We start from the raw sequence: 12,096 nt of genomic DNA, 5'->3' as shown, positions 1-12,096 counted from the left end.
CATGTTGCCCCTGTGGATCGCCCTGCAATTTCTCAGCAGCCTGCCGATTCGTCTGCCGGGCATGCCGGCGCCTGAACAGCTCGGGCGCTCGTTGCTGTTTTATCCGCTGGTGGGCTTGCTGTTCGGCGTGATTCTCTGGGCGCTGAATATCGCATTGGCCGGCGCGCCATTGTTGCTGCACGCGGCGCTGTTGCTGACGGTGTGGGTGCTGCTCAGTGGCGCGCTGCACCTCGATGGGCTGGCGGACAGCGCTGACGCGTGGCTCGGCGGTTTCGGTGATCGCGAGCGCACGCTGACGATCATGAAGGATCCGCGCAGCGGGCCGATCGCGGTGGTGACGCTGGTGCTGGTGTTGCTGCTCAAGTTCGCCGCGTTGCTGGCCTTGATCGAACAACAGCAGGGCATGGCGTTGATCATCGTGCCGCTGATCGGGCGTGCGGCGCTGCTCGGACTGTTCCTCACCACGACTTATGTGCGGGCCGGTGGATTGGGGCAGGCGCTGGCCGATCATCTGCCACGCAAGAAGGGTTGGCAGGTGCTGGCGGTGAGTGCGGCAGCGTGCGTGGTGATCGCCGGGTTCAATGCTGTCGTGGCGTTGCTGCTGGCGGTCGTCGTGTTCATCTGGCTGCGGCATTTGATGGTGCGGCGACTGGGCGGAACCACCGGTGATACGGCCGGTGCGTTGCTGGAATTGCTGGAGATGTCAGTGCTGGTCGGGCTGGCCTTGTTTTGATAAGTAACTTTGATCTGTAACTTGATTTAACACAGTCGCGGGTATATACACGCATCATGCTTCCTTCTCAGTGTTTGTGCACCAACCTGCGACGCGCCGCGCGTGGCGTCAGCAGGCATTACGACGGCGCTCTCGACGGCTTCGGGATCAACGTTGCCCAGTATTCTTTGCTGTGCAACCTGCAGCGTCTGGATCAGCCGAGCATTTCCGAACTGGCCGAGGCGATGGGCCTTGATCGCAGCACCCTCGGGCGCAATCTGCGGGTGCTGGAAGGCGAGGGGCTGGTGGCGCTGGCCGAGGGCGAGGACATGCGCAACCGCATCGTCCGGCTCACCGAAACCGGTGCACAACGCCTGGCAGCAGCTTTGCCGGCCTGGGAAGCGGCGCAACAGCGGTTGATCGACCGACTGGGTGCCGAGAAGCGTGAAACCTTGCTGCGGCTGTTGGATGAACTGGCCTGAGGGCCGGTTTTTTCCGAATCTAAGCGGGTATATACCCGCGACTGGAGAATAACAATGAGTTCGATGTGGCGTACGTGCGGTTGGGTGTTGCTGGGGAGTGCGCTGATTCTGGCGTTGTCGTTGGGCGTGCGGCACGGTTTCGGGCTGTTTCTGTCGCCGATGAGTGCCCAGTTCGGCTGGGGCCGTGAAGTGTTCGCCTTTGCCATCGCCTTGCAGAATCTGATCTGGGGCCTGGCGCAACCGTTCACCGGCGCACTGGCCGACCGCTTCGGCGCGGCAAAAGTGGTGCTGATCGGCGGTGTGCTCTACGCCTTGGGCCTGGTGTTTATGGGGCTGTCGGAAACGGCGTTGGGTCTGTCCCTGAGCGCCGGCTTGCTGATCGGCATCGGTCTGTCCGGCACCTCGTTCTCGGTCATCCTCGGCGTGGTCGGCCGCGCTGTGCCGCCGGAGAAACGCAGCATGGGCATGGGCATCGCCAGTGCTGCCGGTTCTTTCGGCCAGTTCGCCATGCTGCCGGGTACCCTCGGGCTGATCGGCTGGCTCGGCTGGTCGGCGGCGTTGCTGGTGCTGGGCTTGCTGGTGGCGCTGATCGTGCCGCTGGTGAGCATGCTCAAGGACAAGCCGCTGCCGGTGCTCGGCCATGAACAAACCCTGTCCGAAGCCCTGCGCGAGGCGTGTTCGCACTCCGGGTTCTGGCTGCTTGCGTTCGGCTTCTTCGTCTGCGGATTTCAGGTGGTGTTCATCGGCGTGCACTTGCCTGCGTATCTGGTCGATCAGCATCTGCCGGTGAGTGTCGGCACCACCGTGCTGGCGTTGATCGGTCTGTTCAACATCTTCGGTACTTACACCGCCGGTTGGCTCGGTGGGCGCATGTCTAAACCGCGTCTGCTGACCGGACTTTATCTGCTGCGCGCCGTGGTGATCGTGCTGTTCCTGTGGCTGCCGGTGACGACGACCTCGGCCTATCTGTTCGGCATGGCCATGGGCTTCCTGTGGCTGTCGACGGTGCCGTTGACCAACGGTACGGTGGCAACCTTGTTTGGCGTGCGAAACCTGTCCATGCTCGGCGGTATCGTGTTCCTGTTCCATCAGTTGGGGTCGTTCCTCGGTGGCTGGCTGGGCGGGGTGGTGTATGACCGGACCGGGAGTTATGACTTGATCTGGCAAGTAGCGATTCTTTTGAGCCTGTTGGCGGCAGCGCTGAACTGGCCGGTGCGCGAGCGTCCGGTCGAGCGCCTGCAACCGCGTGCGAGCGCTGCATGAACCGTTTCTGGCCGCAGATCGTCGTCACCGCACTCGGCGCCGCGTTGCTGGTGCTGGTGTGGTGGGGCTGGCATCAGGGCGGGCTGGCGCTGATGCAGTTGGGCATGGGTGCTTGCTAGACCGGCGGGAGGGCGAGTAACGTCGAGGTCTGACGATTGCTCAAGGATGCCCGACATGCTCAAGCGCTGGTGTGCTGTTCCCGCGTTGCTGATGGCGTTGACCGGACTGGCCCAGGCCGCGGACTGTCCGGATCTGTTGCGAGGTTCGTTGCCCAAGTTGCGGGCCAAGGAATCCATCGACCTGTGTCAGCGCTACGCCGACAAACCGCTGGTGGTGATCAACACGGCCAGCTTCTGTGGTTTCGCGCCGCAGTTCGAGGGCCTGGAAGCGCTCAATCAGCGCTACAAGGCCCAAGGCCTGGAAATGCTCGGCGTGCCCTCCAATGACTTCAAGCAGGAGTCCAAGGACAGCGCCGAGACCGCCAAGGTCTGCTACGCCAACTACGGCGTGACGTTTACCATGACCGAGCCACAGAAGGTCCGGGGTGACGATGCGACTCACCTGTTCCAGGTGCTGGCTAAACAGAGCAGCGCACCGAAGTGGAATTTCTACAAATACGTCATCGACCGCCAGGGCAAGGTGATCGCCAATTTCTCCAGCCTGACCAAACCGGATGATCCGGAATTTCTCGCAGCCATCGAGAAAGCCATTGCCTCCCAGCCGCTGAAACCCTGATCGACGCCCATCAAAAAGCCCCGCCTCTGTGAAGAGAGCGGGGCTTTTTAATGGGCGAGGCCTCAAATGGTAAGGAGCTCAGCCTCGCCGTACAGCATCAGAAGCGGTAGGTTGCGCCGACACCGAAGCCATTTGCCGAGTTTTCATACTGGGAGTTGTAGGTCTGGCCGCGATCGTTTTCGTTGCGGATGTTGACCTTCTCTTCCTTCAGGTACGAGTAGGCAACGTCGATGGTCAGGTCTTCGGTCGGGCTCCAGCCGGCACCGATGCTGAAGATAGTCCGGTCGCCGGTCGGGATGCGTGGCGAACGGTCGACGTTGTTGGTCGGCGACTCGTCGAAGGTCAGACCGGTACGCAGTACCCATTCCTTGTTCAGCTGGTAGGACGTACCGATGGCGTAAGCCCAGGTGTCATGCCAGTTCTGTTCTTCGGTGATCTCGCCGAACTGGCCAGCCAGCAGCGGCTGAACGCCGGAGTTCTTGACGGTGATCTTTTCCAGCTGGCTCCAGCGAGTCCAGGTGGTACCGGCGTAGACGTTCCAGCGATCGTTGATCGCCTGAGTGACCGAGAGGTCCACGGATTCAGGCGTGGTGATCTTCAGCGAAGCATCATACTTCTGGTTCGGGCTCAGGCCGATCGCGCCCAGCACACCGTAGTTGACCTTGGTGTTGCCTTCGAGCTTGTAGTCGACTTTCGAGTGGTAGGTCAGACCCAGGCGAGTACTGTCGGTAGCCTGTACCAGCACCCCGATGTTGTAGCCCAGTGCGGTGTCGTCACCCTTGATCTTGACCTTGCCGTCCGGCGCAGCCTGAGTGATCGACAGGTTGGATTCCAGCGAGCCGTCGATACGGTTGATGGTCGGGCCGAAACCGATCGACACGACATCGTTGAACTTGTAGCTGACGGTTGGCTGGAAGGTGATGATCTTGACTTCGGACTTGCTGCCGAAGTAACGGCCGGCGAAGCCGTTTTCATAGTCGGTGATCAGGCCGAAGGGTACGTACACACCCAGACCGAATGCCCAATGCTCGTCGATCGGCTTGACGTAGTAGCCCATAGGTACGGAGGTGAAGGGCACCATGTCGCCTTTGTTGCTGCCGCCGTTCGGGCTGGAGCTGGCGTCGCTGATATCGGTTTTTGCGTCGAGGAATGCAACACCGCCAGTGACTTGTTCGCGCGTGATGCGCGACATGCCGGCAGGGTTGCCGTAAACAGTGCTTGCGTCGTCGGCAGAAGAAGATCGCCCGGCGTACCCAGTCCCCATCCCGCTGATGCTGTGTTCGTTGATGGCAAAGCCAGCTGCGAAGATCTGGGTGGATGCCACGGTTACGGCAAGGCTAAGGGTGGTTTTGAGCATGACTTTTTTCATTATTAGAACTCCTGGTGATCACCGGGGCGAAAATTACCAACATTTTCGTCCCAGCGCTATAGTCCGTATGCCTTGAGTTAGAGCGGTTTTGTAGGACAATCCGACCAGATTCGCGACCCGTTGGGCGATGTTGTGAAACCGGCGGGTCAGTAAGCGACCTGATTCAGCGGTGAAACACAGGTTTGCCAGGCGCAGGTGAAATCGCGCAGACGACCTTGAGGCTGGAAAGTCTGACGCCAGATGCGCGCCATGCCCAGCAGATCGTCCGGCTCGGGGAGGATGGGGTTTTGTTCTTCCACCAGAAGCCATGCAATGGCCGTGGCGTAACGCAGGTTGACCGTCAGTTCGAGGTGCGGCCCGCTGAGAAATGCATGTTGGCTGGCGAGGCCGCGAACCAGGCTGGCGCGTTCCGGGTCCAGCGCCAGGTAATGGTCCCAGAGGGCCTGGTGACGATGTTCGGCAATCCGGTACAGGCCGTGGCCACGGCGGTCATGCAGGGCGGAACCGAGGGCGGACTGGCTGGCGGCAATGCCCAGCAGAAGGGATTCGGCAGTTGCGCAGTGGCGTCCCAGGTAGATCAGCGTAGGACGGATCACGTAGCGGCACAGTTCGCTGGCAGCGATACCCATAAAACCCTCGGATCTTGTTATCGGGCGGCGAGACCTGAAGGGGAGCTTGGCAGCTGTGGATCGACTCAGGCTCGCCGGAAGCGGATCACGCCGCTTGAGTTGAAGTGTAGTGTCATATTCGCGACGTAAAGGCCTGTTTTTAAAATATTTCCGGCGACGCGTTATAACCGTTATATCGGTTAGTGATTAGGCAGAAATTGGCAAAAGTGAAACATCGGGCAATAAAAAGCCCCGCATTTTCAGCGGGGCTTTTGCTTTTGCAGCCATTTCGGCCTCTCAGGCGATCAATGCCTGACGGGTGCGATCAATCACGGCCTGCAGCGGTTCGGCGCTGGAGTATTGATCGGGGTACAGACGCTCGCTGTGGCGGGCGATCCCGTGTTCATTGACCACGGTGAAGCTGAAGCAGCCTTTGCGAGCGGCCATGATCAGGCAGTTCATTGGGGCAAAAGCGTTGGTTAGGGTGCGAATGGCATCCTGAGTCTGGATTTGAGTCGACATAGTTATTAGGTGTTCCTACAAATGACACGGATAAGAACCGTGCAACGTTAAAACGTTCCAGTAACGTCAACCACCATTGGTCGAACGAAGAACCCGACTGGAACAAGGCAGCCAGTTCGAGCGCTATAAAAGTTGGCGCGCTTGGGCTGGCAGGTAGGTACTTAGGAGGACAGGCAACACATCGAGGGCAGAGGTTCTGGGCCCTTGGTGAAGATCCTGATCAATTTGCAGGTTGGTTCGGTCAGAGTAAGTGGTCTTCGCAACACCCTTTGCATTCGATTCAAAGGCGGTGTCGTCGCAAGATTTACCTGGAAACCATCGAGGGGTCGATCCCGCTTTTTCCGGTGAAGACTTCTGTGAGAGAAACTTGACCGTGGGGGTGTGTTCGACCGGAATTGACTTTCAGCTTGGTACTAACGCCGCGGATACTAACGGAACGGTCTGAAGAAGGCAAACCCGATCATCAAAAAAATCCCGGGCGCGGTGCCAGGACTCCGCGCGTGCCCCGATCTGACTCGCTAAACGACCGTCGGTCGCCACTACCCGACAGATGCGAACGCTCGGCGCAGGGGCTTATCCCCAGCCCGAATGCCAAAACGACCCGAAAAGGCGCATCGATATAACCGCGTAACAGGTACTTGTGCACATTAGTTGCGCAGACTGTAACGGCGCTGTCACAACAATCCTGACCCCGATGGCTGCCTGCATCGAAAGTTTAAGTCAATGAAAAACATCGCTTTTTTTAACTGGTGAAAAAATCGTCAGTTTGACTGCGAGCCCCGTTCCACAAGGCTTTGCGGCGACTGGAGGGCGGTTGTCCACTGAGTTATCCACAGCTTCTGTGGATTGTCCCGAGCGCTTGCTCTAGCACGGGCGTGCCGGGTTTTTTTCGACTTTACCTGTGCGAAAAAAAGAGTAGAGTGGCGCGCCTTCCGATCTGTCCCACAGTGCTTTATGAAGTTTCGTTCAGCTCCAGAATCTGTTACCTCCCAACTCCCTCGTGTTACCGCTCCCAAGCGATTTTCCGTGCGCGTGGCCGAATGGCTGCTCGACAGCCCGCGTCTTGGCGACAGCCAGAATGCCAAGCACCTCGCCGGCCGCCTGCTCAAGCAACCGGCCCGGGAAGGGGTGGTCGCCGCGCAAAGTCGTCTCGGTCAGTTGATGTGCCGCGAGTGCGGCAATGCCCGGGATCGCCGGATCGGCCAGGACCTGCTGCGCCAGGCCGCCCGCGCCGGTGACCGACGCGCGCAACAGGAACTCGGCCTGATCGAAGACTGAGCTGTCCAAGACCAGACGCCTTGGTTAACCTTCAGGCTTTATCGGATCGGCGGGAATCACTATGGCGATGGACTTGACCAGCATCCTGCTGGGGCTGGCAGGCGCGGCCGTGCCGCTGCTGGCGCTGGCCTGGCAACTGCAACGCCGGGCCAGTCAGAACCAGTCTGAAGTCGCCTTGCTCGAAGAGCGGCTGGCCATGGCACAAATGGCCCAAGACGGCCTCACTGCTCAACTTGAAGCCTGCCGCGATGAAATCGCCGATCTCGGCCAGGCCAACGCCTCCAAACAAGCTGATCTCGCGGCCGTGCGCCGGGAAGTCGAGCTGTTGCAGATCGAGCGCGATGATGCCCGTGACGCTGCCCATGCCTGGAACCTCGAACGCGCCAACAAAGAAGCCGAGTTACGGCGCCTGGACGCCCAAGCGGCTTCGCTGAATGCCGAATTGCGCGAGCAACAGGAAAGCCATCAACAACGCCTGGATGACCTGCAAGGTTCCCGTGACGAGCTGCGCGCACAGTTCGCCGAACTGGCCGGCAAGATCTTCGATGAGCGCGAACAACGCTTCGCCGAAACCAGCCAGCAGCGCCTCGGCCAATTGCTTGATCCTTTGAAGGAACGCATCCAGTCGTTCGAAAAACGCGTCGAGGAAAGCTATCAGGCCGAAGCCCGCGAGCGTTTTTCGCTGGCCAAGGAGCTGGAGCGTTTGCAGCAACTGAACCTGCGCCTCAGCGACGAAGCGACCAACCTGACCCGCGCCCTGAAGGGCCAGAAGACTCAGGGCAACTGGGGCGAGCTGATTCTCGAGCGTGTGCTTGAGCATGCCGGGCTGGAGAAGGGCCGCGAGTACCAGACCCAGGTCAATCTCAAGGGCCCGGACGGCGAGCGTTTCCAGCCGGACGTGATCATTTATCTGCCGGGCGACAAGCAGGTGGTGGTCGACTCCAAGGTGAGCCTCACCGCGTATCAGCAATACGTCGCGGCGGACGACGATGCCATCGGCCAGATCGCCATGAAGCAGCACGTGCTGTCCTTGCGCAGCCACGTCAAAGGCCTGGCCGGCAAGGATTACAAACGTCTGGAAGGTTTGCACAGTCTCGATTTCGTCTTGCTGTTCGTGCCCATCGAAGCGGCGTTTTCCGCCGCGTTGCAGGCCGAGCCGACGCTGTTTCAGGAGGCCTTCGACCGCAACATCGTGATCGTCAGCCCGACCACGCTGCTGGCCACTTTGCGAGTCATCGACAGCCTGTGGAAGCAGGAGCGCCAGAGCCAGAACGCCCGGGAAATCGCCGAGCGCGCCGGTTGGCTTTACGACAAGTTCGTGCTGTTCATTCAGGATCTGGACGAAGTCGGCAATCGCTTGCAGCAACTGGACAAGGCCTACAGCGCGGCGCGCAACAAGCTGACGGAAGGGCGGGGCAACCTGGTCAGCCGCAGCGAACAGCTCAAGCTGCTCGGCGCGCGGGCCAGCAAAAGCCTGCCCGCAGACCTGCTGGAGCGCGCAATGACCGATGCCGACGGCCTGGTCGAACTGCCTGAATAAGCCGCTCTGCTAGAGCGGCAAATAGCGACTCAACAACGCCCGCAACGCCGCCGGTTTCACCGGTTTGGCCAGGTAATCCAGCCCCGCTGCGTGAACCTGGGCCACGGTTTCCGGATGCCCGTCGGCGCTGATCACCACGCCGGGCACCGGTTCGCCCAGCCTTGTGCGCAACCAGGCCATCAGATCGGTGCCGGTTTCGCCGTGATCAAGGTGATAGTCCACCAATGCCAATTGTGGCCGCACGCCGTCGTCGAGCAGTGCCGCACATTCTTCGCGGTTGCGTGCGGTCCAGACCTGGCAGCCCCAGCGCGTGAGCAGGCTGTTCATGCCGATCAGAATGCTGTCTTCGTTGTCGATGCACAGCACCTGCGCGCCGCTGTGCAATTTGCCATTGATTTCCACCGCCGCCGCCGGCTGTACCGTCTGCGCTTTGGCCAACGGTACGCGGACACTGAACACGCTGCCGCGCCCCGGCCATGAGCGCACGCGCAAGGTATGGCCGAGCACGCGGCAGAGACCATCGGCGATCGCCAGACCCAGGCCCAGACCTTTTTCGGCGCGGGTCTGGTGGCTGTCGAGGCGTTTGAATTCCTCGAAGATCACTTGCTGTTTGTCCTCCGGAATCCCCGGCCCGCGATCCCACACTTCCAGACAGATTTCGCCTTTTCGCCGACGAACGCCCAGCAGTACCGGGCCTTTTGCGTAGCGGAATGCGTTGGTGAGGAAGTTCTGCAGAATGCGCCGCAGCAGTTTGATGTCGCTGTCGATGCGTAACTGACTTCCGCGTACCCGGAAGCTCAAGCCCTGTTCCTGGGCGAGCGCCTTGAACTCCGCACCGAGAATATCGAACAGCTCATTGACCGCGAACGGCTTGCGATCCGGGTTGATCTTGCCGTTTTCCAGACGGGAAATGTCCAGCAGGTCGCTGATCAGGTCTTCGGCCGAACGCAGCGAGCTGTCCAGATGCTGCACCAGTTTCTGCGCTTCGCCGCTCAGGCCGTCGTCCTGATGGGAGAGGGCGGCGGAGAACAGCCGCGCCGCATTCAACGGCTGCATCAAGTCGTGGCTGACGGCGGCGAGAAAGCGAGTCTTGGACTGGTTGGCTGCCTCGGCATTGCCCTTGGCTTCGGTCAATGCGACGTTGAGTTGCGACAGTTCCTGGGTCCGTTCGCTGACCCGTTGCTCCAGCCCTTCGTTAGCTTCGGTCAAGGCCTGCTCGGCTTCGCGGAACGCGGTGATGTCGGTGAAACTCATGACGAAACCGCCGCCGGGCATCGGGTTGCCGATCAGCTCGATCACCCGGCCGTTGGGGAACAGCCGCTCAGACGTGTGGGCGCGGCCCTGACGCATCCAGTGCAGGCGCCGGGCGACATGGACTTCTGCTTCACCGGGGCCGCACAAACCACGCTCGGCGTTGTGGCGAATGATGTCGGCAATCGGTCGGCCAACGCTGATCAAACCGTCCGGATAGTTGAACAGTTCCAGATAGCGCCGGTTCCAGGCCACCAGTTTCAGCGACTGGTCGACCACGCTGATGCCTTGGGTAATGTTTTCGATGGCGCCTTGCAGCAGCGCACGGTTGAACTGCAGCACTTCCGAGGCTTCGTCGGCGATCCGGACGACGTCCTCCAACTGCATTTCCCGACCTTCGATGGCGGCTTTTACTACAGCTCGCGTCGAAGAGGCGCCAAGGACACCGGCCAGTAATCGCTCGGTGTGGGCGATCCATTCGCCGTCAGCGTTCTGATTCGGGTTGAAGCCTTTGCCCTGGCGATAGGCAAAGCGGATGAAGCTCTGCCGCGCGCGTTCTTCACCGACAAACCGCGCGGCCAGTTGCAGCAAGTCATCAATCTGCACCGCCAGCATCGAGCGGGCGCTCGGCCGTGCGCTGATCTCCTGACCGATAAAACGTCCGGCCTGCCAGTGCTCCGACACCCGGGTGCGCGACAGCACAGATACCCAGGCAAACAACGTGAAGTTGCCCGCCAGCGACAGCACCACGCCTTGGGTCAGCGGGGTGATCGGCAGGTTCAGCGGGTTGCTGTGCAGCCAGGCGAGCCCGGGGAAACTGTCCAGCGACCAGCCGAGGCTGCGCGCAGCGATCGGCAGGATCAGGGTGTAGAACCACAGGAACGTGCCGGCGGCGAGGCCGGCGAACACGCCGCGGCGGTTGGCCTGTTTCCAGTACAGCGCGCCGAGCATCGCCGGGGCCAGTTGAGTGACCGCCGCGAAAGCGATCTGGCCGATGGTTGCCAGGCTCGCGGTCGATCCGAGCAAGCGGTAGCTGACGTAAGCCAGCAACAGAATCACCACGATGCTGACCCGGCGCACCGAGAGCATCCACTGGCGGAAAACTTCGAACGGCCGCTCGGCATTGTTGCGGCGCAGCAGCCACGGCAACAGCATGTCGTTGGAGACCATGGTCGACAGCGCCACACTCGCCACGATCACCATGCCGGTGGCGGCCGATGCACCGCCGATAAACGCCAGCATCGCCAGCGCCGGGTGAGCCTGGGCCAATGGCAGGCTGATAACGAAAGAGTCGGGGATGACCGAGCTGGGCAGCATCATCTGACCGGCCAGGGCGATCGGGACGACAAACAACGCGGCCAGTGCGAGGTAGGCCGGGAACACCCATTTGGCCAGGCGCAGATCCTGCGGGTCGATGTTCTCGACCACCGTCACGTGGAACTGCCGGGGCAGGCAGATGATCGCCATCATCGCCACGCCGGTCTGCACCACCATCGACGGCCAGTTGATGGTTTCTTTCCAGTATTCCTCAAGGCGCGGGGCGAGCATCGCCTGATTGAACAGGTCGTCGAAGCCGTCATACAGCCCGTAGGTGACGAAGGCGCCGACGGCGAGGAAGGCGAACAGTTTGACCAGCGACTCGAAAGCAATCGCCAGCACCATGCCCCGGTGGTGCTCGGTGGCATCGAGGTTGCGCGTACCGAAAACGATGGTGAACAGCGCCAGCACCAGTGACACGATCAGCGCCGTGTCCTGGGCGCGGGTGCCCATGGCGTCGGCGCCGGCACCGATCAGCAGGTTTACGCCGAGGACAATGCCTTTGAGTTGCAAGGCTATATAAGGGAGAACGCCGACCAGACAGATCAGCGCGACGACCACCGCCAACGACTGGGATTTACCGTACCGGGCGGCGATGAAGTCGGCGATGGAGGTGATGTTCTCCTGTTTGCTGATCATCACCATCTTCTGCAGCACCCACGGCGCACCGAGCAGCAGCAGGATCGGCCCCAGGTAGATCGGCAGGAACGACCACAGCTGTTCGGCCGCCTGACCGACCGCGCCGAAAAACGTCCAGCTGGTGCAGTAGACCGCCAGCGACAGGCTGTACACCCAGGCGCGCACCCGTGGCGGCAGCGGTGCGCTGCGACGGTCGCCGTAGAAGGCGATGGCGAACATGATGGCCATATAGGCCAGGGCGACGGCGGCGATCAGCCCGGTGGACAACGACATGGAACACTCCCGACAGAAAACGACCGGACTCGCGCCCGGTCAGACAGTCTCGCACGGGCGCGACGGTTAGTCAGTGTCGACCAAGGTCGTGGCGCGGCGGGGTGTCG

The 12,096-nt window shown here is 61.1% G+C and carries 11 protein-coding genes; 7 read left to right on the top strand and 4 right to left on the bottom strand.

Features of this window, described 5'->3' with window-relative positions:
* Position 1 precedes the first annotated feature (1 nt).
* From C1X29_RS22700 to C1X29_RS22685, 5 genes are read left to right on the top strand one after another with little or no spacing between them, the layout of a single operon-like run.
* Positions 2 to 733, top strand: coding sequence for an adenosylcobinamide-GDP ribazoletransferase (locus C1X29_RS22700; RefSeq protein WP_102718416.1), 732 nt, complete (start codon positions 2 to 4; stop codon positions 731 to 733).
* Positions 734 to 789: 56 nt separating this feature from the next.
* Positions 790 to 1,194 (top strand): MarR family winged helix-turn-helix transcriptional regulator, encoded by a 405-nt coding sequence (locus tag C1X29_RS22695; protein WP_007950413.1) that lies wholly within the window; start codon positions 790 to 792, stop codon positions 1,192 to 1,194.
* Between the two features lie 54 nt (positions 1,195 to 1,248).
* Positions 1,249 to 2,457 (top strand): MFS transporter, encoded by a 1,209-nt coding sequence (locus C1X29_RS22690; RefSeq protein ID WP_102718415.1) that lies wholly within the window; start codon positions 1,249 to 1,251, stop codon positions 2,455 to 2,457.
* Positions 2,454 to 2,576 (top strand): hypothetical protein, encoded by a 123-nt coding sequence (locus C1X29_RS29730; RefSeq protein WP_256584388.1) that lies wholly within the window; start codon positions 2,454 to 2,456, stop codon positions 2,574 to 2,576. The genes C1X29_RS22690 and C1X29_RS29730 overlap by 4 nt, the downstream gene beginning before the upstream one ends.
* A gap of 55 nt (positions 2,577 to 2,631) precedes the next feature.
* Positions 2,632 to 3,192 (top strand): glutathione peroxidase, encoded by a 561-nt coding sequence (locus C1X29_RS22685; protein ID WP_102687988.1) that lies wholly within the window; start codon positions 2,632 to 2,634, stop codon positions 3,190 to 3,192.
* 97 nt (positions 3,193 to 3,289) lie between these two features.
* Here C1X29_RS22685 and C1X29_RS22680 read toward each other — a convergent pair whose 3' ends face one another.
* The 3 genes from C1X29_RS22680 to C1X29_RS22670 all read right to left on the bottom strand — a co-directional run bounded on the left by C1X29_RS22680 (position 3,290) and on the right by C1X29_RS22670 (position 5,691).
* Positions 3,290 to 4,561, bottom strand: a complete 1,272-nt coding sequence (locus C1X29_RS22680; protein ID WP_102718414.1) for an OmpP1/FadL family transporter — start codon at positions 4,559 to 4,561, stop codon at positions 3,290 to 3,292.
* 146 nt (positions 4,562 to 4,707) lie between these two features.
* A complete protein-coding gene (locus C1X29_RS22675; protein ID WP_102718413.1) occupies positions 4,708 to 5,190 on the bottom strand; it encodes a hypothetical protein in 483 nt (160 codons plus the stop codon).
* A 276-nt stretch (positions 5,191 to 5,466) separates the two neighbouring features.
* Positions 5,467 to 5,691 (bottom strand): hypothetical protein, encoded by a 225-nt coding sequence (locus tag C1X29_RS22670; protein ID WP_007950419.1) that lies wholly within the window; start codon positions 5,689 to 5,691, stop codon positions 5,467 to 5,469.
* A 954-nt stretch (positions 5,692 to 6,645) separates the two neighbouring features.
* On the opposite strand from C1X29_RS22670, the gene C1X29_RS22660 reads away from it, so the two are divergent.
* Both C1X29_RS22660 and rmuC read left to right on the top strand, forming a co-directional pair.
* Complete coding sequence (locus C1X29_RS22660) at positions 6,646 to 6,969, top strand: hypothetical protein (RefSeq protein WP_085611478.1); 324 nt, start codon at positions 6,646 to 6,648, stop codon at positions 6,967 to 6,969.
* A 175-nt stretch (positions 6,970 to 7,144) separates the two neighbouring features.
* Positions 7,145 to 8,509 carry a DNA recombination protein RmuC gene (gene rmuC / locus C1X29_RS22655; protein ID WP_165369556.1) on the top strand — a complete coding sequence of 455 codons (1,365 nt, stop codon included), beginning with the start codon at positions 7,145 to 7,147 and terminating at the stop codon, positions 8,507 to 8,509.
* 9 nt (positions 8,510 to 8,518) lie between these two features.
* Here rmuC and C1X29_RS22650 read toward each other — a convergent pair whose 3' ends face one another.
* The gene (locus C1X29_RS22650; protein ID WP_102718412.1) at positions 8,519 to 11,989 is read right to left on the bottom strand and encodes a hybrid sensor histidine kinase/response regulator; all 3,471 of its coding nucleotides are present in this window, start codon (positions 11,987 to 11,989) and stop codon (positions 8,519 to 8,521) included.
* Positions 11,990 to 12,096 lie beyond the last annotated feature (107 nt).

Origin of the sequence: Pseudomonas sp. GW456-12-10-14-LB2 (genome assembly GCF_002884345.1) — a bacterium.
GTDB lineage: Bacteria > Pseudomonadota > Gammaproteobacteria > Pseudomonadales > Pseudomonadaceae > Aquipseudomonas > Aquipseudomonas paraglycinae.
The sequence above is the reverse complement of the archived record's forward strand: the minus strand, read 5'-3'. Positions and strand labels throughout refer to the sequence as shown.